The organism is Microbacterium sp. NPDC057659 (assembly GCF_042799915.1).
Lineage (GTDB): Bacteria > Actinomycetota > Actinomycetes > Actinomycetales > Microbacteriaceae > Microbacterium.
In genome coordinates this window covers 23,300-45,270 of the sequence record NZ_JBHVHU010000004.1, presented here as the reverse complement: position 1 = coordinate 45,270, position 21,971 = coordinate 23,300, and the positions used below count along the sequence as shown (strand labels likewise).

20 protein-coding genes, 1 pseudogene and 1 riboswitch are annotated in these 21,971 nt (G+C 68.4%); of the genes and pseudogenes, 9 read left to right on the top strand and 12 right to left on the bottom strand.

Annotated features, from left to right (window positions below; translation table 11 throughout):
• Window positions 1-39: 39 nt before the first annotated feature.
• Window positions 40-300 carry a DUF6458 family protein gene (locus tag ACFVAE_RS16625; protein WP_378894542.1) on the bottom strand — a complete coding sequence of 87 codons (261 nt, stop codon included), beginning with the start codon at window positions 298-300 and terminating at the stop codon, window positions 40-42.
• A 173-nt stretch (window positions 301-473) separates the two neighbouring features.
• Between ACFVAE_RS16625 and ACFVAE_RS16620 the strand changes: the two genes are divergently transcribed.
• Window positions 474-1,082: a flavodoxin family protein gene (locus ACFVAE_RS16620; RefSeq protein ID WP_378894539.1), complete on the top strand. Its 609-nt coding sequence runs from the start codon at window positions 474-476 to the stop codon at window positions 1,080-1,082.
• An 84-nt stretch (window positions 1,083-1,166) separates the two neighbouring features.
• Here the strand turns inward: ACFVAE_RS16620 and ACFVAE_RS16615 are convergent, their stop codons facing one another.
• The 5 genes from ACFVAE_RS16615 to ACFVAE_RS16595 are packed head-to-tail and all read right to left on the bottom strand — an operon-like array spanning window position 1,167 to window position 7,420.
• Complete coding sequence (locus tag ACFVAE_RS16615) at window positions 1,167-3,158, bottom strand: FAD/NAD(P)-binding protein (RefSeq protein WP_378894536.1); 1,992 nt, start codon at window positions 3,156-3,158, stop codon at window positions 1,167-1,169.
• The gene (locus ACFVAE_RS16610) at window positions 3,158-3,940 is read right to left on the bottom strand and encodes an ABC transporter ATP-binding protein (protein ID WP_378894533.1); all 783 of its coding nucleotides are present in this window, start codon (window positions 3,938-3,940) and stop codon (window positions 3,158-3,160) included. Before ACFVAE_RS16610 ends, ACFVAE_RS16615 begins: the two co-directional genes overlap by 1 nt.
• Window positions 3,937-5,124, bottom strand: coding sequence for a FecCD family ABC transporter permease (locus tag ACFVAE_RS16605; protein ID WP_378894531.1), 1,188 nt, complete (start codon window positions 5,122-5,124; stop codon window positions 3,937-3,939). The genes ACFVAE_RS16610 and ACFVAE_RS16605 overlap by 4 nt, the downstream gene beginning before the upstream one ends.
• A gap of 2 nt (window positions 5,125-5,126) precedes the next feature.
• Window positions 5,127-6,218: an ABC transporter substrate-binding protein gene (locus ACFVAE_RS16600; protein WP_378894528.1), complete on the bottom strand. Its 1,092-nt coding sequence runs from the start codon at window positions 6,216-6,218 to the stop codon at window positions 5,127-5,129.
• A gap of 41 nt (window positions 6,219-6,259) precedes the next feature.
• On the bottom strand, window positions 6,260-7,420 hold the full coding sequence (locus ACFVAE_RS16595; RefSeq protein WP_378894525.1) for a peroxidase-related enzyme: 1,161 nt from the start codon (window positions 7,418-7,420) through the stop codon (window positions 6,260-6,262).
• Between the two features lie 161 nt (window positions 7,421-7,581).
• A riboswitch (FMN riboswitch) is annotated at window positions 7,582-7,726 on the top strand.
• Between the two features lie 7 nt (window positions 7,727-7,733).
• Here ACFVAE_RS16595 and ACFVAE_RS16590 point away from each other — a divergent pair.
• Both ACFVAE_RS16590 and ACFVAE_RS16585 read left to right on the top strand, forming a co-directional pair.
• Window positions 7,734-8,177, top strand: a pseudogene (locus ACFVAE_RS16590) (6,7-dimethyl-8-ribityllumazine synthase); the annotation flags it as partial.
• Window positions 8,178-8,255: 78 nt separating this feature from the next.
• Complete coding sequence (locus ACFVAE_RS16585; RefSeq protein WP_378894523.1) at window positions 8,256-9,086, top strand: alpha/beta fold hydrolase; 831 nt, start codon at window positions 8,256-8,258, stop codon at window positions 9,084-9,086.
• Between the two features lie 91 nt (window positions 9,087-9,177).
• Here ACFVAE_RS16585 and ACFVAE_RS16580 read toward each other — a convergent pair whose 3' ends face one another.
• The gene (locus ACFVAE_RS16580) at window positions 9,178-10,119 is read right to left on the bottom strand and encodes a LysR family transcriptional regulator (RefSeq protein ID WP_378894521.1); all 942 of its coding nucleotides are present in this window, start codon (window positions 10,117-10,119) and stop codon (window positions 9,178-9,180) included.
• Window positions 10,120-10,239: 120 nt separating this feature from the next.
• Here ACFVAE_RS16580 and ACFVAE_RS16575 point away from each other — a divergent pair, with 120 nt between their 5' ends.
• Genes ACFVAE_RS16575 through ACFVAE_RS16565 form a run of 3 tightly spaced genes read left to right on the top strand, consistent with a single transcriptional unit; the run spans window position 10,240 to window position 12,841 of the window.
• The gene (locus tag ACFVAE_RS16575; protein ID WP_378894518.1) at window positions 10,240-11,235 is read left to right on the top strand and encodes a DUF1852 domain-containing protein; all 996 of its coding nucleotides are present in this window, start codon (window positions 10,240-10,242) and stop codon (window positions 11,233-11,235) included.
• Window positions 11,236-11,255: 20 nt separating this feature from the next.
• Entirely contained in the window at window positions 11,256-12,284 is a 1,029-nt protein-coding gene (locus ACFVAE_RS16570) for a methionine synthase (protein ID WP_378894516.1), read from the top strand.
• Between the two features lie 5 nt (window positions 12,285-12,289).
• Window positions 12,290-12,841, top strand: a complete 552-nt coding sequence (locus tag ACFVAE_RS16565) for a flavin reductase family protein (protein WP_378895042.1) — start codon at window positions 12,290-12,292, stop codon at window positions 12,839-12,841.
• Between the two features lie 185 nt (window positions 12,842-13,026).
• Here ACFVAE_RS16565 and nrdF read toward each other — a convergent pair whose 3' ends face one another.
• The 4 genes from nrdF to nrdH are packed head-to-tail and all read right to left on the bottom strand — an operon-like array spanning window position 13,027 to window position 16,882.
• Window positions 13,027-14,007, bottom strand: coding sequence for a class 1b ribonucleoside-diphosphate reductase subunit beta (gene nrdF / locus ACFVAE_RS16560; protein WP_378859741.1), 981 nt, complete (start codon window positions 14,005-14,007; stop codon window positions 13,027-13,029).
• A gap of 31 nt (window positions 14,008-14,038) precedes the next feature.
• A complete protein-coding gene (gene nrdE, locus ACFVAE_RS16555; RefSeq protein ID WP_378894513.1) occupies window positions 14,039-16,198 on the bottom strand; it encodes a class 1b ribonucleoside-diphosphate reductase subunit alpha in 2,160 nt (719 codons plus the stop codon).
• On the bottom strand, window positions 16,180-16,614 hold the full coding sequence (gene nrdI, locus ACFVAE_RS16550; RefSeq protein ID WP_378894510.1) for a class Ib ribonucleoside-diphosphate reductase assembly flavoprotein NrdI: 435 nt from the start codon (window positions 16,612-16,614) through the stop codon (window positions 16,180-16,182). The genes nrdE and nrdI overlap by 19 nt, the downstream gene beginning before the upstream one ends.
• A 34-nt stretch (window positions 16,615-16,648) precedes the next feature.
• Window positions 16,649-16,882, bottom strand: a complete 234-nt coding sequence (nrdH, locus tag ACFVAE_RS16545) for a glutaredoxin-like protein NrdH (protein ID WP_378859738.1) — start codon at window positions 16,880-16,882, stop codon at window positions 16,649-16,651.
• A gap of 330 nt (window positions 16,883-17,212) precedes the next feature.
• Between nrdH and ACFVAE_RS16540 the strand changes: the two genes are divergently transcribed.
• Window positions 17,213-18,421 (top strand): MFS transporter, encoded by a 1,209-nt coding sequence (locus tag ACFVAE_RS16540; RefSeq protein WP_378894507.1) that lies wholly within the window; start codon window positions 17,213-17,215, stop codon window positions 18,419-18,421.
• Between the two features lie 51 nt (window positions 18,422-18,472).
• Here ACFVAE_RS16540 and ACFVAE_RS16535 read toward each other — a convergent pair whose 3' ends face one another.
• Window positions 18,473-19,384: a LysR family transcriptional regulator gene (locus ACFVAE_RS16535; protein ID WP_378894504.1), complete on the bottom strand. Its 912-nt coding sequence runs from the start codon at window positions 19,382-19,384 to the stop codon at window positions 18,473-18,475.
• Between the two features lie 99 nt (window positions 19,385-19,483).
• On the opposite strand from ACFVAE_RS16535, the gene ACFVAE_RS16530 reads away from it, so the two are divergent.
• Window positions 19,484-20,506, top strand: coding sequence for an MBL fold metallo-hydrolase (locus ACFVAE_RS16530; RefSeq protein WP_378894502.1), 1,023 nt, complete (start codon window positions 19,484-19,486; stop codon window positions 20,504-20,506).
• Between the two features lie 69 nt (window positions 20,507-20,575).
• Entirely contained in the window at window positions 20,576-21,919 is a 1,344-nt protein-coding gene (locus tag ACFVAE_RS16525; protein WP_378894500.1) for an MFS transporter, read from the top strand.
• Window positions 21,920-21,971 lie beyond the last annotated feature (52 nt).

The following is a 21,971-nucleotide window of genomic DNA, read 5'->3' as shown; positions in this document are numbered from 1 at the left end:
GGGCGGCGCATCCCGCGCCGCCCCCTCCCCCCGCTTCCCTCACGGCAGTTCGTCGTTGGTCGCACGTGTCGACTGCCGACTCACCGGCTGACCGGTGTCGGGATCGACAGTCGTGCGCGTGATCGTGTCGGTGCGGCGCCTGCGCAGCATCATCACGATTCCGATGACGAAGACGACCGCACCCGCGCCCATCAGGATGTAGCCGACGAGATCGAGGTCGATCCAGTCGACCTGCACGTTCAGCGCGTACACGAGGATCGCGCCGATGACGAACAGAACGATTCCTGTTCCGATGCCCATGGTGGTGTCCTCCATTCCGCGGCCGGGTGCCGCGTGAGGCCAGGTTTCCCTGTGCCTGCAGGGATCAGAAGGGGCTTGACAGACGCGCTGCCGCCCCGAACATGTCATAGCGCACCGGCACCATCCATGGAACCCCCTGGGCGGAGCGACGCCGAAGTGCCTACCGTGCCGGCATGGACCCGCAACTGACAGCACTCATGATCAACTGCACGCTCAAGCCCTCCCCCGCCGAGTCGAGCACCCATGTGCTCGGCGAGCAGATCCTCGCCGAGCTCGCCGAGCACGGCGTCGTCGGCGACCGCATCCGAGCGGTCGACCACGACATCCGGCCCGGCGTGATGACCGACATGGGCGATGGCGACGAATGGCCCGAGCTGCGCGCCCGCGTGCTCGCGGCCGACATCGTCGTGTTCGCGACGCCGACGTGGCTGGGCCAGGCCTCCAGCGTCGCTCAACGCGTCCTCGAACGGCTCGACGCCGAGCTGAGCGAGACCGATGAGCAGGGGCGGCCCAGCCTGTTCGACAAGGTCGCCATCGCCGCGGTGGTCGGCAACGAGGACGGCGCCCACCATATCGCCGCCGTCCTCTTCCAGGCCCTCGACGACGTCGGTTTCTCCCTCCCCGCGCAGGGGTCGGTGTACTGGAACGGCGAGGCGATGCACAAGACCGACTACAAAGACCTTCCCTCCACTCCGGAGAAGGTCGCGCAGTCCACGAAGACGGCTGCGGCCAACGCCGCGCACCTCGCCCGAGCGCTCAAGATCCAGCCGTACTCCGCGTGAGCATCTGAACGACCTGCGATGCACCCGTGGATGCGGCATCCGCCACTCCGATCGAGCCGGAGCCCGCGTCCACGTCGGCGCTGTTCAGCGCGCGAGCGCCTCGAGCGGCCGGGCCGCATCCGCCTCGGCGAGCAGGCCGAGGATCACCGCGGCGGCGCGGTCGGCGCCGGCGAGCAGCGGCGACGGCACACCGGGCGCCGCACCGATCGCGCTGCCGGGCTGCGTGCTGCTCGCCGGGATGCCGAGCACGAGCACTCGGGGATCGGGCCGCCCTGCGGCGTCGACCAGCGAGAGCGGGTGCTCGGTGTCCTGGCGCGGGAGCGCCTCGAGGCTCTCCGTCTCGAACGCCCCGGACGCGTCGCGCAGGGTGTGGATGCGGGCATCGCCCCGTCGGAGCAGTGTCCGCAGCAGCGGGTCGCTCGTGTTCGGGACCTTGCCCTTGGACATGCGCGTCTCGATCAGCGAGCGGGCGGAGACATCCCTGCCGGTGATCGCCGAGCGGGCGCGGAACGCTCCGCTCTCCTCGTCGACGCTGATCCAGGTCTCGGGTCCGACCAGCCGCACGATGCCCGCCTCGATCAGTGCGAGCACCTCGCGCACGCGCGAAGCGGGCGGGCCGCTCGCCAGGAACAGCCCGTCGGCGTTGAACCACCCCTGGATGTCGCGCACCTGCGACCGGGCCGTCAGCACGCCCTGCACGGCGAGGCGGGATGCCCGTCCGCGCAGCGCGCCCATCGCGAGGTTCACGGCCTGACGCGGGCTGCCCGCGGGATCGGCGAGCGAGTCGAGTTCGTCCTCGACGAGCCTGGCCACGTGGGCGTCCCACTCGCCGGGACGGGTGGCCCGGCCGAGCGTCGGGCGGCGCAGCTCCTCGATGCGGAACCGGTTCCCCGGTTCCGCCACGAGCGCGGCCAGCGCAGCATCCGTGTGCGGAACCGCACCTGCCCAGGTGCGCTCGTCGGCGGATGCCGCATCAGCGGCGGCCGCCCGGATCAGCGCGTCCCGCGCGACATCCAGCCCGCCGAGCACCGCCCCAGGATGCCGCGCCTCGACGGCCTGCAGCCAGGCGAGGCCGAGCTCAGCGGCGATCGTCGGCCACACCTCGGCCGCGAAGTCGACCGAGCCCGTCGGAGCCGCCTGCAGCCGATCGAACCAGTCTGCCGTCGCGATCGACGGTGTGTGCTTCACCACGGGGCCGTCGCCGAAGTCGCCCTTCGAGCGGTACGGGACGCCGCGGCGCGAGGCCGCGTGCACGATCGGCTCCGCGCCACTGGGCACGTAGCGCAGCCGCCCGTGCGGATCATCCGCGACGGGATGGAAACGCCCGCCGCGTCCTGCGGTCAGCTCGGCGACCACATCGAAGAAGTTCGCGCCGAGCCCCTGCGCGATGACCGGCTCGCCGGCCGGGACGAGATGCCACGGCTTCTCCGCGGGCATGCCCGGATCGATGTAGAGCAGACCGAGCCGGACAGCGTTGTCGGCGAACGCCCGCACGGACGCGGAAGCCTCGGCCTGCACCATGCCCTGGGCGAGCACGATGGCGTCGGCGCGGAACTGCCGCCCATCCGTGAGGCGGACGACCCGCGCGTCGGCGTCGCGCTCGAGATCGACGACCGAACCGAGCACGCGGGTCAGACGCACGCCACCGCGCTCCGCGGCCCGCGCCAGCTGATCGTTGTAGTAGACGCCCTGCAGCCGCCGAGTCGGGAAGGAGCCGGGTGTGATCCGCTGCGCCTCCGCGAACGCCCACGCGACGTCATGCGCTCCGCGGGCGCTCACCTCGCGCGCCCATTCGACGAAGGTCGGCCCGTCGCCGAGCGGCCCGTCGATCGGGGTCGAGCGGTCGGGGTGGATCGTCGTCGCGTCCGAGGTGGTGTTGTTCAGGAACTGCGCGGTCTGATCGGTGCGCCAGGTGGCCCCGGCACCGACCTCGACGGCGTCGATGACGACGACGGACACCGGCGCGGCATCCGTCGCTCGCACCCGCGCGTCCAAGCGCTCAACGGTCGCGACCGCGCGCGGACCACCGCCGACGACGACCACGTCGACGACCTCGGCGCGCTCCGCCGCGGACATCAGATCTGGTACTCCAGCTCGTGCACGACCGGTCGCACCTCGGCGTACCCGTCGCGCTCCTCGACGGTGACGTCCAGCCCGTAGACCTCGCGCAGCAGCTCGGCTTCGAAGGCCTCGAGCGGGGAGCCGGATGCCACGATCCGGCCGCCGTTGAGGAGCACGGTCTGGTCACAGAACCGGCCGGCGTGGTTCAGGTCGTGGATCGCGATCAGCGCCGTGATGCCGCGCTGGCGCGTGATCCAGCGGACCAGCTGCAGCGTCTCGACCTGGTAGCGCAGGTCGAGGGCGCTGGTCGGCTCGTCGAGCAGCAGCAGCCTGGTGTCCTGCGCGATCGCGCGGGCGACGATGGCGCGCTGCGCCTGACCTCCGGAGAGCTCCGACAGCCGCCGGCTCTCGAGCTCGGTCAGACCGAGCAGCTCGATGGCGTCGTCGACCTTCTGCCAGTCCTTGCGTCCCGGGCGCAGGCCGTAGTGCGGTGTCCGCCCGAGCAGCACGGCCTCGCGCACGGTGAGGTCGAACGGCGCCTCGGCGGACTGCGGCACGTAACCGACAGTGCGGGCGTGCTCGCGGCGACGCAGTGAGAGCAGGTCCACTCCGTCGAAGCGCACGCGTCCCGCGCTCGGACGGTTCACGCCGGCGAGGATCTTCGTGAGCGTCGACTTGCCGGACCCGTTCGGGCCGAGCAGCGCGCAGAAGCTGCCCTGCTGCACCTCGAGCGAGACGCCCTTCAGCACCGTGTGACCCGGGTACGAGAATTCGATGTCGGTGATCTCGAGGCTCATCGGAGGCTGCTCCTGCGCGTGAGGATGAGGTTGATGAAGATCGGCGCTCCGATGAACGCCACCACGATGCCGACCGGGATGACCGCCGGGGCGAGGATGGTGCGGCCGACGGTGTCGGCCACGAGCAGCAGCAGACCGCCGGTGAGCACCGAGAACGGCAGCAGGTAGCGGTGGTCCGATCCGATGATGAGCCGGGCGATGTGCGGGCCGACCAGGCCCACGAAGCCGATGACTCCGCAGAAGCTGACGACCACCGCGGCGAGCAGCACCGAGACGCCGATGAGCCCCACGCGCAGTGCGGTCACGTTCACGCCGAGGCTCTTGGCCGCGTCGTCGCCGGCGAAGGCGACCGCGTTCAGGTCCTTCGCGAACCAGAGCGTCACCGGGAGCGCAACCAGCACGATGGCGCCGACGATCTGCACATCGTTCCAGGTGGCGTCGTTCACCGATCCGAAGGTCCAGCGCACGATCGCCTGCAGGGTGTTCTCGCTGGCGACGAACTGCAGCCCCGCGGTCAGCGCCTCGAACAGCTGGGTGATGGCGATGCCGAGCAGCAGCAGCGCCGCGACTGCCATCTGCTTCGCCGAGGCGAGGCCGAGCACGAGTGCGGAGACCGCGAGCGAGACGCCGAGGGCGCTCAGGATGATGACCCAGGCCGGGAGCGTGGTGGCGCCCGAGATCGTGATGGCGAGCGCGGCGCCGAAGGCTGCGGCCGGTGACACGCCGAGGGTGAACGGGCTCACCAGCGGGTTGCGCAGCAGCCCCTGCATGAGCGCGCCCGCCAGCGACAGGCCGGCCCCGGCGATGAACGCCAGCAGCGCGCGCGGGAAGCGCAGCTCGGTGATGATCGAGAAGGTGCGGGCGAAGTCGGCCGGCAGCGTGCCGCCGAAGATCGCCAGCTGCACCGACCTCCACACATCCGCGAGTGTGATGCCGGCCGATCCGATCACGACCGAGACGCCGATGGCCAGCACGGTGAGGACCACAGCGATGATCAGGGTGATCGCGCGGGCACGGGACAGTCGGTCGGCGAGCGTGCGACGGCGGTGGCCGTCCCGAGCGCCGGCATCCGTCTCGGCGTCCTCCGGAGCGAGCACCGGAGCGACCCGCTCGGCGTCGGACGACGCCGGCTCCGGCGCGGTTCCCCGCGCCGGAGCGTCCGTCGGCAGTGTCGACTGCGTCATGCTCAGGACCCCGAGGGTGTGCTGATGTAGGCGTCGACACCGGCGAAGTCGGTGTCCTGGAAGTCGGTGATCCAGCGCTCCAGGTAGTCGTCGGGATCCACATCCTCGAACTCCTCCGGGTGCAGCCAGCTCGCGAGGTAGAGCGCTCCGATCGACTTCGCCAGGGCGCTGGTCGCGTAGCCGCTGGCGACGTAGACCTGGTCGTCGGCGACCGCGTCGATGCCGCTCCATCCCGGCCGGGAGGCGATCTCCTTGCGGGTCGCGGCGAACTTCGCCGGGTCGACGGGCGTCGCGGCCGGCTCGTATTCGTGGAGGACGAGCGCGGGGTTGCGCACGACGACCTCGGCGGGCTCCACCGTCAGCTCCTCCTGCGCGTCGCCACCGGCGGCATCCGAGAAGATGTTCTCGCCCTTGGCCGCCTCGATGAGAGCGTGGAAGCCCGAGCCCGGAAGAACGGTGAGATACGGATCGACGGTCTCGAGGTAGACCGGCTTCGTGTCGACGCCCTCGAGGTGCTCGTCGAGCACGCCGGTGATCTCGTCATGGAAGGCCTTCACCTTCGCGGCACCCTTCTGCTCGCCGAAGACCTCGCCGAGCAGGTCGATCGTGTCGTCGAAGACCTCGTAGTCCCACGCCGTCGCGACCACGACGGGGATGTCGAACGCCTTCAGCTGCGTCGCCGCTTCCTCCCACGGAGCGTTGCGGGGCAGGATCACGACGTCGGGGTCGAGGTCGGCGATCGCCTCGTAGTTGAGCTCGTTGAGGCCCTGGGCGATCACATCCGACTTCTCGACCGGTAGGAAGGGCAGTCGCTCGAGCGAGACGCTGTCCACGCCGACGACGGTGTCGCCGGCGCCGATCGCGCGGACGAACTCGTTGCCGTAGCTGTTCAGCACGACGGCCTTCTTCGCCGGCCCGTCGAGGGTGACGGTGCGGTTCTGATCATCGGTCACCGTGATCGCGGCGTCCTCCTCGGCGGCCGCGGGTGCCTCGGGGGTGACGGTGCCGCAGCCGGTGAGCAGCACGGCGGTCGCGCCTGCGAGCAGGCTGAGCTGGATCGTCCGCGCGGGACGGGAGGCGAGTGCGTTCGGCATCAGGATTCCTTCGGGATGGAGCAGAAAGCGGGAAACAAGGGTCAGGCCTCGGCGCGGCGGCCGGGCACGGCGGGCTCGCCGAGGCTGAGCATCAAGCGGTTCGCCCACGCGAAGAACGCCGTCGAGAACACGACATCCGAGATCTCGTCCGAGTCCAGCCCGACCGCACGCAGTGCGGCGATGTCGTCCGGCGTCGCCGTGGGCCTCAGCTCGGAGAGGCGCGCGGCGAAGCGGATGATGGCGGCCCACCTTTCGTCCTGGCCGTCGGCCAGTGGGTCGGTGCCGAGTGCCACGTCATCGGCGTCCCGCTCGAGGCGCACGGCGAGAAGACGGTCGATGTCGTCGGTGCGCCTGGTCTGGAACTCCGCCTTGCGGGCATGCACCGAGGCGCAGTAGATGCAGCCGTTCACCTTGCTGGTGACCGCGGCCGCCAGCTCGCGCTCACCGCGGGGCAGTCCGTCCTGACCGAGGAACACTGCGTTGTCGAGGGCGCTGCGCGCCTTCAGCACGGCCGGCACCCGGGCGAGCAGGCGGAAGTACTCGGAGTTGGTGGTGGCCTTGGCCGCGAACGACTCCGCCTGCTCCGCGGTCAGGTCGGCCACTTCGATCGCTGGGACCCACGGCTCCCAGGCGAGCACCTCGCGGGTGAAGTGCTGCGGGATCTCGCTGCCCAGGTAGGTACGCGTCTCTGCGGTGTGCGTCCTGCCGTGCGCGACCGTCTCGCGGACAGGACCGTCGTAGCGGGCCGGACGCCCTCCGCCCAGCAGGTCGAGGCCGTGCAGCGCGCGGAGCAGATAGCTCTCGTAGGCGACTACCTGGCTGATCAGCACGATCTCGTCGGCGGCCACGCCCGCGATCTGCAGTGCGAGCTGGTCGTCGCGGGTGACGAGCCCGGGCGACACCGTGACCAGCTCGACGTGCTCGATGATCGCGCGAAGCTTCGGATCGAAGGGAAGGTCGTGCTCGAGCACTGCCGGGTCGGCGAGGGCCGCGTGATGCGCGGCCAGCTCGGCGCCGCCCTGATGACGGGCGACGAGCGCCGCGAGCGCGTGCAGCGTCGTCGTCGGCAGCACCTGCGGGGACTCGTAGAGCGCGGCGTAGGCCTCGCGGGTGTGCGTGAGCACCTCGTCACGCACGGGCAGCTCGCCGGAGTCGGCGGCTCGTCCCAGCAGCACGGCCAGGCTGTCGACGGTGGTGGTCACGCTCGTGCTCCTCGGGTCGGTGAAGGGATGACCTTCACGGTATGAGGGCAGGTATTTCGTGGCCAGCGTCCGCGTAACCTCGGGAAATCAGGTTACGTAACAAAGGCCCGCTGCCCGATCTGCCGTCGAGAGCGGCCGCGCCGATCCCGGTGATAGCGTCGAACCGTCCTCAGGGCGGGGTGAGATTCCCCACCGGCGGTGTCGCGGCCAGTCCGCGCGAGCCCGCGAACGGTCCCCATGGTGGGGACCGCCGATCCGGTGCGATTCCGGAGCCGACGGTCACAGTCCGGATGAGAGAGGACAGAAGGAGCAGTCCACCATGCCCAGAATCGCCATCGTCGCCGCGCAGTGGCACGCCGAGATCGTCGAGCAGGCGGTCTCCGCGTTCCTCGAGCGCCTGACCGAGCTCGGCATCGACGAGGTCGACGTGCACCGCGTGCCGGGCGCGTTCGAGATCCCGCTGCACGCGAAGCGCCTGGCCCGGACCGGCCGCTACGACGCGATCGCGACGAGCGCGCTCGTCGTCGACGGCGGGATCTACCGCCATGATTTCGTCGCCGCGACCGTCGTCGACGCGCTCATGCGCGTGCAGCTCGACACCGACGTGCCCGTGTTCTCCGCTGTGCTCACGCCGCATCAGTTCCACGAACACATGGAGCACCGTGAGTACTTCACGCGCCACTTCGCGGTGAAGGGCCGGGAGCTCGCCGATGCCGTGTCCGCCACGGTCGCGAGCCTCGCCGCGATCGCCCGCTGACGAGAGGCGGGGCGGCGCCGACTGCCCGGCGCCGCCCTGCCTCACCTCCATGTCGGCCCCTGCTGCCAGGATGCGGGTATGAGCACCGGCGATGCGGACGACATGTTCCCGTGGCGGGGACGCGAGGTCTTCTGCGAGCGCCTGGGTGAGGGCCCGCCGCTCGTCCTCCTGCACGGGACGCCGTGGTCGTCGTCGCTGTGGCGGCCATATGCCACTGCGCTCGCGCGGCGATTCACCGTGTATCTCTGGGACATGCCCGGATACGGACGGTCATCGAAGTCAGCGGATGATGCGGTCGATCTCGGTGTGCAGGCCGAGCTTTTCGTCGACCTGCTGCGGCATTGGGGGCTCGAGCGCCCACACATCGTCGCCCATGACTTCGGCGGCGCCGTGGCCCTGCGGGCGCGGTTGCTTCACGGGGCGACGTTCCGCTCTCTGTGCCTGATCGACGTCGTCGCGCTGTCGCCGTGGGGATCGCCCCTCTTCACTCTGGTGAGGGAGAATGCCGACGTCTTCGCGCAGCTTCCGCCTGACATCCATCGGGCCGCGATCGAGGCGTACGTGCGCAGCGCGAGTCACCGCGGCCTGCGCGACGACGACCTCGAGATGCTCGTGAGCCCCTGGCTCGGCGACGCCGGGCAGGCCGCGTTCTACCGGCAGATCGCCCAGGCCGACGAGCGGTTCACCGACGAGGTCGAGCCGCGCTACGGCGAGATCACCGAGCCCGTGCACATCGTCTGGGGCGCGGACGACACCTGGATCCCCGTGGACCGGGCGCACCGACTGCGGTCCGCGATTCCGCACGCCTCGCTCGCGCTGATCGAGAGCGCCGGGCATCTCATCCAGCTCGACCAGCCGGTCGCTCTCGCGACGGAGCTGAGCAGCTGGCTCGAGCGCGTGTCCCGCTGAGACGACGGAGGGGCGGATGCCGCGCGCGCAGCATCCGCCCCTCCGTGAGACCGCTCCGGGTCAGAAGTCCATTCGTCGTCCTCGGTGGCCTTCAGCCGAGCAGCTCCACGCCGAAACCGGCGACGACGGCCCGCACCTCATCGAGATAGCGCTGTGCCAACTCGGTGAGCGGGATCGCCGCATGACCGATCCAGCCGATCTCGATGCGCTCGTCGACCTCGAGAGGGATGGCGACGATCTCAGGATCGAGCTCGTCGCTGATGATGCCCGTCGAGATCGTGTAGCCGCCGACGCCGATCATGAGGTTGAAGATCGTCGCACGGTCGGCGACGCGGATCTCCTGCTTGCTCGACAGGGTGGAGAGGATCTCCTCGGCGAAGTAGAACGAGTTGTTCGCCCCCTGATCGAAGGTCAGCCGCGGCAGGTCCGCGAGATCGTCGAGAGTGACGCGTGCGTGAGCGGACAGGGGGTTGTTCCGGGCGATGAAGATGTGCGGGCTGGCGAGGAAGAGGGGATGGAACGCCATCCCCGAGTCCCGGAGCAGCTTGTCGATCACCCTGCGGTTGAAGTCGTTCCGGTAGAGGATGCCGATTTCGCTGCGGAGCGTCCGGACGTCCTCGATGATGTCCCAGGTGCGGGTCTCCCGCAGCGAGAACTCGTACTCCGCCGCTTCCGTGGCCTTGACCATCCGGACGAGGGCGTCCACCGCGAAGGAGTAGTGCTGTGCAGACACCCCGAGCAGGCGCCGTGATGGTGGTCGGCCGAGGTAGCGCTGCTCGAGCAGTTCCACCTGCTCGATGACCTGTCGTGCATATCCGAGGAACTCCGCACCGTCATCGGTGAGCGTGACACCGCGGGCGGAGCGGACGAGGAGGGGACGGCTCACTCGGGCCTCGAGATCCTTCATCGCCGCCGACATGGTCGGCTGGGCGACGTAGAGCACGTCAGCGGCACCCGAGATCGACCCCTCGGCCGCAACCTCGATGAAGTACCGCAGCTGCTGCAGGGTCAGACCGTTCGATGCGTTAGCCATAGGAAGACACTATATGAATGCATAGTCGATACGAGTTACCCGATATCCCGCGGGCTCCCGCACGATGGAGGGACTGCTTCCAGAGGCCGAGCGCGGCCCCCACCCTCAGGATTGGCCACCATGGCGGACGACGACTTCACCTTCAGCATCACCACCACCCGCTTCGACGAGGACTACAGCCCCTCGGAGAACTCCCGGATCACCACGAACTTCGCCAACCTGGCCCGCGGTGAGCACCGTCAGCAGAACCTCCGCAACACCCTCACGATGATCAACAACCGGTTCAACGATCTCGCGCGCTGGGACAACCCGAACGGTGACCGCTACGAGGTCGAACTGGAGATCATCTCGGCGCAGCTGACTTTCACGGCGGAAGGCGCGGACCGGCAGTTCCCACTCATCGAGGTCCTCGACACCCACGTCGTCGACCGGCGCACCGGCATCCGCACGCACGGGATCGTGGGCAACAACTTCTCGTCCTTCGTGCGGGACTTCGACTTCAGCGTGGTGCTGCCGGCGGCCGGCGTCGGTCCGACCGGCCCCGCCGTCCCCGAGGACTTCGGCGACCTGCACGGGAAGCTGTTCCAGCACTTCCTCGACTCGGCCGCCTACCAGAAGCGCTTCCCGCAGTCGCCCGTCGTCTGCATCAGCGTGTCGACGAGCAAGACCTATCGGCGCACCGGAAACCAGCACCCGGTGCTCGGCGACGAGTACGAGCAGGACGCCTACTCGCTGACCGATGAGTACTTCGGGAAGATGGGCCTGCAGGCGCGGTACTTCATGCCGCGCGGGAGCGTGGCGCCGCTGGCGTTCTACTTCCGTGGTGACCTGCTGGGCGACTACACGAACCTGCAGCTCATCAGCACGATCAGCACCATGGAGACGTTCCAGAAGATCTATCGTCCGGAGATCTACAACGCGAACTCGGCCGCCGCATCGGTCTACCGGCCCAGCCTGGACTCGCAGGACTACTCGCGGACCCAGATCTCGTACGACCGCGTCGAGCGCAGTCAGCTCGCGGTCACGCAGGGCAAGTACACGGAGGAGCACTTCATCAAGCCCCACCGGACCGTGCTGGACCACTGGGCCGCCAAGCGCCCCGCTCGAGTCGCATGACCCGCGGAGGATCTTCGAGCATGCAGACGCTCCTGCCCACCTCGATCGTCGGCAGCCTGCCGAAGCCGTCGTGGCTCGCGCAGCCGGAGACCCTGTGGTCCCCGTGGAGGCTCGAGGGGGACGAACTGCTCGAGGGCAAGCGGGATGCGCTGCGTCTCGCCGTCCAGGAGCAGAGCCGCAACGGCATCGACATCATCGGCGACGGGGAGCAGACCCGCCAGCACTTCGTCACGACGTTCATCGAGCACCTCAGCGGAGTCGATTTCGAGCGGCGAGAGACGGTGCGCATCCGCGATCGCTATGACGCGAGCGTGCCGACCGTGGTCGGCGCGGTGCGACGCGAACGGCCCGTGTTCGTCGATGACGCGAAGCTGCTGCGCGCCACAACCGATCGCCCGATCAAGTGGACCCTTCCCGGCCCCATGACGATGGTCGACACCCTCTACGACGCCCACTACCAGAGCCGCGAGAAGCTGGCATGGGAGTTCGCGACGATCCTCAACCAGGAGGCGAGGGAGCTCGAGGCGGCCGGCGTCGACATCATCCAGTTCGACGAGCCCGCGTTCAACGTCTTCCTCGACGAGGTGCGGGACTGGGGCATCGCGGCACTGGAGCGGGCGACGGAGGGACTGCGCGCGGAGACCGCCGTGCACATCTGCTACGGCTACGGGATCAAGGCGAACAACGACTGGAAGGCGACCCTCGGGTCGCAGTGGCGGCAGTACGAGGAGACGTTCCCGCTCCTGCAGCAGTCGGGGATCGACATCGTCTCACTCGAATGTCAGAACTCGCATGTCCCGATGGAGCTCATCGAGCTCCTCCGCGGCAAGAAGGTCATGCTCGGCGCCATCGACGTGGCGCGCGAGACGATCGAGACTCCGGAAGAGGTCGCCGACACTCTCCGCAGGGCGCTCGAGTTCGTCGATGCGGACAAGCTGCTCCCCAGCACGAACTGCGGCATGGCGCCGTTCGCCCGGAGCATCGCATCCGCGAAGCTGAGCGCGCTCAGCGCGGGCGCCGACATCGTTCGCGAGGAGCTGGGCCGTTGAGCGCCATCGCGCAGATCGACACGCGGACGCAGGGCTTCTCCGCCTCGCTCTCCCCCGACGAGCTCAAGTCGCTCTTCCGGGGGCACCCCGGCGGTGTCGCCGTCATCACGGCAGACGCCGGCGACGGGCCGGTCGCGCTGACGGCGACGTCGGTCGCATCGGTGAGCGCTGATCCCCCGCTGCTGATCTTCTCGATCTCGGCTCTGTCGTCGGCGTCTGATGTGCTCGCACGTGCGGAGACCGTCGTCGTGCACCTCCTGGACGCACACGACCTCGATGTGGCGAAGCTCGGTGCGAGCAGCGGCATCGACCGCTTCGCCGAGACGCACCGCTGGTCACGCCTGATCACCGGAGAGCCGGTCTACCACGACGTGCGCGCCTGGGTGCGCTGCGCAGTCGTCAATCGCATGGACACCGGGACGGCCACCGTGTTCGCCGCGCACGCGCTGCAGTCGCACATCGAGCGTGACGTCGACCCCGGGGTGTCCGGTGACGCGCTGGTCTACCACAACCGCACGTGGCACCGCCTCGGTGAGCACTCCCGCATCGAACACTGAAACGCCCCCGTGAACCGCTCTCGATGAGCGGCCGCCGCTATGAGCGGCGCGCGGAAGACGGCCGTGTCGTAGAAGTGTGGGCAGCGTGTGGGCAGAGACATGAAACGCCCCCGGCGATCCGCTCGTGATGAGCAGACGCCGGGGGCGTTGTCGTTGTCAGAGAATCGCGCTCTGACCAGGGATGATCAGAAGTCCCAGTCGTCGTCCTCGGTGGCCTCGGCCTTGCCGATGACGTACGAGGAGCCCGAACCGCTGAAGAAGTCGTGGTTCTCGTCGGCGTTCGGCGACAGGGCCGAGAGGATCGCCGGGTTCACGTTCGTCACGGTGGACGGGAACATCGCCTCGTAGCCGAGGTTCATCAGCGCCTTGTTGGCGTTGTAGTGCAGGAACTTCTTGACGTCCTCGGTCAGGCCGACGCCGTCGTAGAGGTCCTGCGTGTACTGCACCTCGTTGTCGTAGAGCTCGTACAGCAGCGAGAAGGTGTAGTCCTTCAGCTCGTCGCGGCGCTCCTGGGTCTCCTGCTCGAGGCCCTTCTGGTACTTGTAGCCGATGTAGTAGCCGTGCACGGCCTCATCGCGGATGATCAGGCGGATGAGGTCGGCCGTGTTCGTCAGCTTCGCCTTCGACGACCAGTAGATCGGCAGGTAGAAGCCCGAGTAGAACAGGAACGACTCCAGCAGCGTGGAGGCGACCTTGCGCTTCAGCGGGTCGTCACCGCGGTAGTAGTCCAGGATGATCTGCGCCTTCTTCTGCAGATTCTGGTTCTCGGTCGACCAGCGGAACGCCTCGTCGATCTCCTTGGTCGACGCGAGCGTCGAGAAGATCGAGGAGTAGCTCTTCGCGTGCACCGACTCCATGAACGCGATGTTGGTGTACACCGCCTCCTCGTGAGGCGTGATCGCGTCCGGGATCAGCGACACCGCGCCGACCGTGCCCTGGATCGTGTCGAGCAGCGTGAGGCCGGTGAACACCCGCATGGTGAGCAGCTGCTCATCCGGCGTCAGCGTGTTCCACGACTGCACGTCGTTCGACAGCGGCACCTTCTCGGGCAGCCAGAAGTTGCCGGTGAGGCGGTTCCAGACCTCGAGGTCCTTGTCGTCCTCGATGCGGTTCCAGTTGATCGCGTCGACGTGACTGACCAGCTGAAGCTTCGGAGAGGGGGTCATTCTTGTTCCTTGTTCTTCTCGGACCGGACGATCACAGCATGCACGAGACGCACTCGGTCATGTCGGTGCCCTCGAGGGCCATCTGGCGCAGCCGGATGTAGTAGATCGTCTTGATGCCCTTCTTCCAGGCGTAGATCTGGGCCTTGTTGATGTCGCGAGTGGTGGCGGTGTCCTTGAAGAACAGCGTCAGCGACAGGCCCTGGTCGACGTGCTGGGTGGCGGCGGCGTAGGTGTCGATGACCTTCTCGTAGCCGATCTCGTACGCGTCCTGGTAGTACTCCAGGTTGTCGTTCGACATGAACGGCGCCGGGTAGTACACGCGACCGAGCTTGCCCTCCTTGCGGATCTCGATCTTCGAGGCGATCGGGTGGATCGACGAGGTCGAGTTGTTGATGTAGGAGATCGAGCCGGTCGGCGGCACGGCCTGCAGGTTCTGGTTGTAGATGCCGTGCTTCTGGATCGAGTCCTTCAGCGCAGCCCAGTCCTCCTGAGTGGGGATGTGCTTGCCGGCGAAGAGCTCCTTGACCTTCTCGGTGGCGGGCACCCAGGCCTGGTCGATGTACTTGTCGAAGAACTCGCCGGACGCGTAGGTGGAGTCCTCGAAGCCGTCGAAGGCGACGCCGCGCTCGATCGCGAGCTCGTTCGAGGCCCGCAGCGCGTGGAACAGCACCGTGTAGAAGTAGATGTTCGTGAAGTCCAGGCCCTCTTCCGAGCCGTAGAACACGTGCTCGCGGGCGAGGTAGCCGTGCAGGTTCATCTGGCCGAGGCCGATGGCGTGCGAGCGGTCGTTGCCGTCCTCGATCGAGCGGACCGAGCCGATGTGGCTCTGGTTGCTGACCGCGGTCAGCGCCCTGATGGCCGTCTCGACCGTCTTGCCCAGGTCGTCGGCGTCCATCGCCAGCGCGATGTTCATCGAGCCCAGGTTGCAGGAGATGTCCTTGCCGATCTGGCCGTACGAAAGGTCCTCGTTGTAGGTGGTCGGGGTGTTCACCTGCAGGATCTCGCTGCACAGGTTGGACATGTTGATCCGGCCCTTGATCGGGTTGGCCTTGTTCACCGTGTCCTCGAACATGATGTACGGGTAGCCCGACTCGAACTGGATCTCGGCGAGGGTCTGGAAGAACTCGCGCGCGTTGATCTTGGTCTTCTTGATGCGCGGGTCGTCGACCATCTCGCGGTACTTCTCGGTGACCGAGATGTCTCCGAAGGGCACGCCGTAGACGCGCTCGACGTCGTACGGCGAGAAGAGGTACATGTCCTCGCCGTTCTTCGCCAGCTCGAACGTGATGTCGGGCACGACGACACCCAGCGACAGCGTCTTGATGCGGATCTTCTCGTCCGCGTTCTCGCGCTTGGTGTCGAGGAACCGCATGATGTCGGGGTGGTGCGCGTTGAGGTACACCGCGCCGGCGCCCTGACGCGCGCCCAGCTGGTTGGCGTAGCTGAAGCTGTCTTCGAGCAGCTTCATCACGGGGATGATGCCGGAGGACTGGTTCTCGATCTGCTTGATCGGCGCACCCGACTCGCGGATGTTGCTGAGCAGCAGCGCCACGCCGCCGCCGCGCTTGGACAGCTGCAGGGCGGAGTTGATGCCGCGCGCGATCGACTCCATGTTGTCCTCGATGCGCAGCAGGAAGCAGCTGACGAGCTCGCCGCGCTGCGCCTTGCCCGCGTTGAGGAAGGTCGGGGTAGCGGGCTGGAAGCGACCCGAGATGATCTCGTCGACCAGCGAGGTCGCGAGCTTCTCGTCGCCGTCGGCGAGTGCGAGGGCGGTCATCACGACGCGGTCCTCGAAGCGCTCGAGGTAGCGCTTGCCGTCGAAGGTCTTAAGCGTGTAGCTGGTGTAGTACTTGAACGCGCCGAGGAAGGTCTCGAAGCGGAACTTCTTGCCATAGGCGAACTCGTTGAGCTTCGTGATGAAGTCGAACGAGTACTTCTCGATGACCGAGGGCTCGTAGTACTCCTTCTCGACCAGGTAGTCCAGGCGCTCCTTGAGAGAGTGGAAGAACACCGTGTTCTGGTTCACGTGCTGCAGGAAGTACTCCCGCGCCGCGCGCTTGTCGGCGTCGAACTGGATCTTCCCGTTCGCGTCGTACAGGTTCAGCATGGCGTTGAGGGCGTGATAGTCGAGCCCCTCGTATGCCGGGTTCGTCTTGAAGGCCACCGTCTCGGTCACTGTGCTGTCCACCATCGTTCCAATCCGTCGCTCACGCGATCGACGTCGTCCTGCGTGCCGAAGAGTTCGAACCGGTACAAGTGCGGCACGCGGCACTTACGGCTGATGATTTCGCCTGCGAGACAGAACGACTCGCCGAAATTCGTGTTGCCCGCGGAGATCACTCCCCTGATCAGGCTGCGGTTGCGCTCATCGTTGAGGAACCGGATGACCTGCTTCGGGACAGCGCCCTTCTCCTCGCCGCTCCCCTGCCCGCCCCCGTAGGTGGGGGTGACCAGGACGAACGGCTCGTCGATGACGAGCGGTTCGTCCTGTCGGTGCAGCGGGATGCGGCGGGCGGGGAGGCCCAGCTTGTCGATGAAGCGGGCGGTGTTCCCCGAGACGCTCGAGAAGAAGACCAGGAGCGGCGCGGCGGTGGCGACTGGGCTCATAGTTCACCCGGTTCCTGAGCGCCGCCGAAGGGCATCACGCCAGGCGGGATGCCAGCTCGTCGATCTTGTCGGGACGGAAGCCCGACCAGTGGTCCTCGTCGGTGACGACGACCGGCGCCTGCAGGTACCCCAGAGCCTTGACCTGCTCGAGAGCGTCGGCGTCGGCGGAGAGGTCGTGGACCTCGTACTCGATGCCCTTGGCATCGAGCGCACGATAGGTGGCGTTGCACTGCACGCACGAAGGCTTGGTGTAGACGGTGATCGACATCTCTTCCCCTCAAAACGTTACTTTTCCGGCAGACCCCCCGCCGGGACTTCAATACTACATATAGGGACGGACATTGGATGCGACCACAAGGGCTAGTAGTTACATCTCTGTAGTTTTCCACCGTTCTCCACGGGTTCGACACAGGTTCTCCACGCATCCATCCACAGTTCGGAAGCCCTCCCCGGCGGCCCCGAACCGCGAGATCCTGCGGGTCGCGGAGGCCGGATCGGAATCCATCCACAGACCGGACGCTACGCCGGGGCACCGACATCGGATTTTCTGTGGAGAGGACGCTCCGGCGTGTCGCGGCGTGTCGGATATCGTTGGCTCGTGGCGGGATATCGGGACCTTCTTCGCACGCCCGGCGTCGCGCGCATGATCGCCGCGCAGCTGGTGGCGCGCTTCCCCAACGGGATGATGAGCTTGGCGATCCTCATGCACGTCGAGCAGCAGACCGGGTCGTACGGCGAGGCCGGACTCGTGCTCGCCGCGGCGTCCGTCGGCCAGGCCGTCGCGGGGCCCGTGACGAGTCGCTGGATGGGCGCGTGGGGAATGCGCAGGGTGCTCACCCTCACCCTCGCCGTCTGTGTGCTCTCGGTGCTGGGCCTGGCGCTGCTGCCGCTGAACCTGCCCGGCTACATGGCGCTCGGCATGATCGCCGGTCTGTCCACCCCGCCGGTGCAGTCGGCCGTGCGCACCATCTACCCCAAGCTGGTGAACTCCTCCCAGCTGACGCCGCTGTTCTCGCTGGACGCCTCGCTGCAGGAGATCATCTGGATCGTGGCGCCGGTCGTGATCACCCTGGTCTCCACCGGCATCGGCACGGTGCAGGGCCTGCTGCTCGTCGCGGCCATCCTCATCGGCGGCGGCGCGTGGTTCATCCTCTCCCCCGAGGTCGGCCGGGTGCGCATCCCGCGCAGCCGCCGCGCGTTCGGCCGGGTGGTGCTCAAGCCCCCGGTGCTGCTCGCGACCATCATCGGCTTCCTGCTCATCGGCGCCTGCTCCGCCGTGGAGGTCGGCGTCGTCTCGACCTTCGGGCACGGCGGTCTCGAGGCGGGGCTCGTGCTCGCCGTGTTCTCGGTGGGCAGCCTGGTCGGCGGGCTGGGCCTCGGCCACATCCCGATCGGACCGTGGGCGATGGCCCGTCGCCTCACGATCGTCGCCGTCGGCCTGGTGCTGACCATGGTGTCGCTGAACGTCTTCTGGCTCGGCGGCACGCTGTTCGCCGCCGGCATCGGCATCGCCCCGGCCCTTGCGGTGCTGTTCGCGATCACCACAGCGAGCGTGAAGTTCTCCGAGACCGCCGAGGCGTTCGGCTGGGCGGGCACTGGGCAGCTGATCGGCGCCGCCGCGGGCTCCGCCGTCGCCGGCTTCCTCATCGACCACGGCGGCCCGCAGGGCGCGTACCTGGCGGCGGCGCTGTTCGCGATCGCCGGCGTCATCGTCGCGGTGGTCTTCGTCAGGGCGTTCCCCGACCTGCGGCACCGCGATCCCAGTCCGCACCCCGACACCGAGACGCTGAGCATCCCGACCGTCTGATCCGGCCCCGATGCCGTTCCCCGCGGCGTCCGACAGCTTCCGAGGCCACGGTCACCCGAACGCCGCCTGCACCGCGGCCTCACCGAGCATCGCCCACAGCGCGTCCAGCCTCGCGTTCGGGCGCTGCCCTCGCGGCACCGCCAGCACCACCTCGTTCGGCGCGACCTCGTCGCTCACGCGCACATAGGCGACGCGTCGCCCGTCGAAGGCCTCCGTTCCGACCGGCCTGCCGCTGAACACGGAGTAGCCGAGTCCGTGCGCCACCATCGCCCGCACCGTCTCGGGGTTCGAGAAGGACCATCCGGGATGCGGCTCGATCCCGGCATCCTCCATCAGGGCCTCGATCACGCGGCTGGACTCGGCCGCTCGGACGATGATCAGCTGTTCGCCGGCCAGTTCGCCGAGCGCGAGGTCGTCCCGGGACGCCAGCGGATGGTCGGCGGCGAGGACCGCGTAGGGCTCGACCACGCGCACCGTCCGAGCGTCGAGTCCCTCGCCGAGCTGCCTGCGATAGAGCAGGCACGCGTCCGCGGCTCCGGTGAGCACCTGTTCCTGCACCTCGGTCGCCAGCCCGTCGCTCACGTCCAGATCCACCCGCGGGTGCCGGGCGCCGAAGGTCGCCGCCAGCAGCGGCAGCACACGCGGCGAGAGCGCGTTCGTGCACACGATCCGCAGCGGGCCCGCGACGTCGCCGTGCTCGGATGCGGCGACCTCGGCCAGCTCGGCCGCGTCGTCCAGCATCCGGCGCGCGATCGGGAGCACGCTCCGGCCGCCGCCGGTCAGGGTGACCCCCTTGGCCGGACGGCGCACCAGGAGCTGCATGCCGAGCGCACGCTCGAGGTCGTTCAGCGCCGCCGACACGGCGGCCTGCGAAGCCCTGCAGTGGGCGGCCGCTCCACTGACCGTGCCGATGTCCACGGCCGCGACGAAGTACTCGAGCTGCCGCAGCGTGCTGCCGATCATCGCTTCTCCTTATGGATTCATTCTGATTTTCCCGTTTTTCAAATGATTCCACGACCCGCACCATGGAGGCATCACCCCGAACGGACTGGGAGGACAACCATGACCGGCACATCCGTGGTCGCACTCGGAACCGCAGGCGGACCGCGCTGGTGGACCCCGATCGACGCGCACTCCCGCTTCGGCATCTCCACCGCGGTCGTCGTCGGCGATCGGGTCTACCTGGTGGACGCGGGCATCGGCGCCGGACGTCAGTTCGCCCGGGCCGGATTCACGATGGACCAGCTCGGCGGAGTGTTCCTCACCCACCTGCACTCCGACCACACGACGGATCTGGCGAACATCGCCCTGTTCGGCATGTTCGGACTCTCCGGCGGGGGCTCGCGCATCCCGATCATCGGCCCCGGTGACCGCGGGATGACCCCGCCCGTGTCCTCACGGGCGATCGTGCCTCCGAGGCCCGTCGCACCGCATCTGCCCACGCCGGGGACCGCGGACATGTTCCGGCTGCTGATGGAGGCCCACGCCACCGATCTCAACGACCGCGTGCTGGACGCACTGCGTCCCTCGCCGCTCGACCTCTTCGATGCGCGCGACGTGACGCTCCCCGAGGGCATCGGCTATCACCCCAACGAGGCGATGACCCCCGACATGGAGCCGTTCACCGTGTTCGAGGACGACCGCGTCCGCGTCGACGCCATCCTCGTCGAGCACCCGCCGATCGCTCCGGCGTTCGGGTTCCGGTTCACGACCGAGGATGCGACGATCGCGATCTCCGGGGACACGCGGAAGACCGCCAATATGGCCCGTCTCGCCGCCGGCGCCGACCTTCTGCTCCACGAGGCGATCAGCTTCGACTGGGTGGACCGCCAGTACGGCGGCGCGACGGATGCGACGTCCCGCGCCTCGGTCGACCATCACCGCCGGTCGCACACGAGCGTGCTCGAGGCGATCGACCTCGCCCGCGAGGCGGGTGCCGCGCGACTCGCGCTGCACCATCTGGTGCCCGGTCACCATTCCACGCGGCAATGGCTGGCCGAGTGCGGCGACGACCGCGCGGTCATCGTGCCCGATGACCTGCAGACCCTGACCTTCGAAGGCGCCCGCTCCCGCGCCGTCGCCTGACTCCCACCCGAGACCGAGTTCCCACCCCGCTCAGAGAGGTCGATGATGACCCGCAATACCGTAGAGAAGATGACCCCCGAAGCCCCGGCCGCCGGCGTGCCGCACAGCGCCGACGGCACCCAGCCGTCGCTGACGACGCGCGAGATGCGGCGCGTCATCATGTCCAGCTTCATGGGCAGCATGATCGAGTTCTACGACTTCGTGCTGTACGCGACGGCGGCCAGCATCGTGTTCAGCCAGGTGTTCTTCGCAGGCCTCGGGCCGGAGTTCGGGCTGTTCGCCTCGATCGCCACGTTCACGGTCGGCTACGTCGCACGCCCTCTCGGCGGCGTGATCTTCGGCCACTTCGGCGACACCCGCGGCCGCAAGGCCGTGCTCGTGCTCACGCTCGTCCTGATGGGTGCGGCATCCACGCTCATGGGCCTGCTGCCGACCACGGCGCAGATCGGCATCGTCGCCCCCATCGTGCTCGTGGTGCTTCGCGTCGTGCAGGGCGTGTCCGTGGGCGGCGAGTGGGGCGGCGCCACGCTCGTGGCCCTCGAGCACTCGCCGGCCCGCAGCCGCGGCCTCGCCGCCGCCTTCTCCAGCGCGGGCGGGCCCGTCGGCGCTGTGCTCGCGACCCTGATGCTCGGGCTCTTCTCCGTCCTCCCCGACGAGCAGTTCCTGACCTGGGGCTGGCGCGTCCCGTTCCTGTTCAGCATCGTGCTCGTCGGAGTCGGGCTCATCATCCGTCTCAAGGTCGCCGAGACCCCCAACTTCCAGCGCCTGGCGGAGCGGGCGGAGGCGACGCGCCCCCGGGTGCCGATCGTCCAGGTTCTGCGTGATCACTGGCGTGCCGTCGTGCTGTCGCTGCTCGCCGTCCTCGCGTTCACCTCGACGCAGGGGCTGATGACCGTCTGGGGCGTCGCCGAGGCCGTCGAGCACGGCGCGGACCGCACCGGCGTGCTGAACTGGAAGGCCGTGGCAGCCGTGCTCACCGTGGTGATCGGCATCCTCGCCGCGAAGGTGAGCGACCGTATCGGACGACGGGCGGTGATCGTCGCCGGCTGCGCGCTCGGAGCCGTCCTCGCGTTCCCGATCGTCCTCCTGCTGGGCACCGGCACGGTGTGGGGCTTCGCGCTCGCGATCGTGCTGGGCAACGGCCTCGTCCAGGGTCTCGTGTACGGCCCGGTGGGCGCGTTCGTCGCCGAGCAGTTCCCGACCTCGCTGCGATTCTCCGGCGCCTCGGTCGCCTATCAGTCGGCCTCCACCCTCGGGGCGGGGTTCTCGCCGCTGATCGCGACAGGACTGGTCGTCGCTGCCGGCGCCGTCTGGCCTGTGGCCGTGTTCTGGATCGTCGTGCTCATCGCTGCGGGGATCGCGATGCTCATCGCCCCGGAGGGCAAGGACAGGGACATCCACGCCGCCGACTGACCCCGACCCGATGCGCACGCCTCCCTGCGGCAGGCGTGCGCATCGGCGTCCG

Excerpts from the sequence above, each read along its gene's own strand:
- nrdE (WP_378894513.1), bottom strand. The coding sequence starts at position 16,198 with ATGGTGGACAGCACAGTGACCGAGACGGTGGCCTTCAAGACGAACCCG.
- ACFVAE_RS16615 (WP_378894536.1), bottom strand. The coding sequence starts at position 3,158 with ATGTCCGCGGCGGAGCGCGCCGAGGTCGTCGACGTGGTCGTCGTCGGC.
- ACFVAE_RS16605 (WP_378894531.1), bottom strand. The coding sequence starts at position 5,124 with ATGACGCAGTCGACACTGCCGACGGACGCTCCGGCGCGGGGAACCGCG.
- ACFVAE_RS16600 (WP_378894528.1), bottom strand. The coding sequence starts at position 6,218 with ATGCCGAACGCACTCGCCTCCCGTCCCGCGCGGACGATCCAGCTCAGC.
- ACFVAE_RS16580 (WP_378894521.1), bottom strand. The coding sequence starts at position 10,119 with ATGGCTAACGCATCGAACGGTCTGACCCTGCAGCAGCTGCGGTACTTC.
- ACFVAE_RS16575 (WP_378894518.1), top strand. The coding sequence starts at position 10,240 with ATGGCGGACGACGACTTCACCTTCAGCATCACCACCACCCGCTTCGAC.
- ACFVAE_RS16535 (WP_378894504.1), bottom strand. The coding sequence starts at position 19,384 with ATGATCGGCAGCACGCTGCGGCAGCTCGAGTACTTCGTCGCGGCCGTG.
- ACFVAE_RS16620 (WP_378894539.1), top strand. The coding sequence starts at position 474 with ATGGACCCGCAACTGACAGCACTCATGATCAACTGCACGCTCAAGCCC.
- nrdF (WP_378859741.1), bottom strand. The coding sequence starts at position 14,007 with ATGACCCCCTCTCCGAAGCTTCAGCTGGTCAGTCACGTCGACGCGATC.
- ACFVAE_RS16625 (WP_378894542.1), bottom strand. The coding sequence starts at position 300 with ATGGGCATCGGAACAGGAATCGTTCTGTTCGTCATCGGCGCGATCCTC.
- ACFVAE_RS16570 (WP_378894516.1), top strand. The coding sequence starts at position 11,256 with ATGCAGACGCTCCTGCCCACCTCGATCGTCGGCAGCCTGCCGAAGCCG.
- nrdI (WP_378894510.1), bottom strand. The coding sequence starts at position 16,614 with ATGAGCCCAGTCGCCACCGCCGCGCCGCTCCTGGTCTTCTTCTCGAGC.
- ACFVAE_RS16610 (WP_378894533.1), bottom strand. The coding sequence starts at position 3,940 with ATGAGCCTCGAGATCACCGACATCGAATTCTCGTACCCGGGTCACACG.
- ACFVAE_RS16530 (WP_378894502.1), top strand. The coding sequence starts at position 19,484 with ATGACCGGCACATCCGTGGTCGCACTCGGAACCGCAGGCGGACCGCGC.
- ACFVAE_RS16525 (WP_378894500.1), top strand. The coding sequence starts at position 20,576 with ATGACCCCCGAAGCCCCGGCCGCCGGCGTGCCGCACAGCGCCGACGGC.
- ACFVAE_RS16585 (WP_378894523.1), top strand. The coding sequence starts at position 8,256 with ATGAGCACCGGCGATGCGGACGACATGTTCCCGTGGCGGGGACGCGAG.
- nrdH (WP_378859738.1), bottom strand. The coding sequence starts at position 16,882 with ATGTCGATCACCGTCTACACCAAGCCTTCGTGCGTGCAGTGCAACGCC.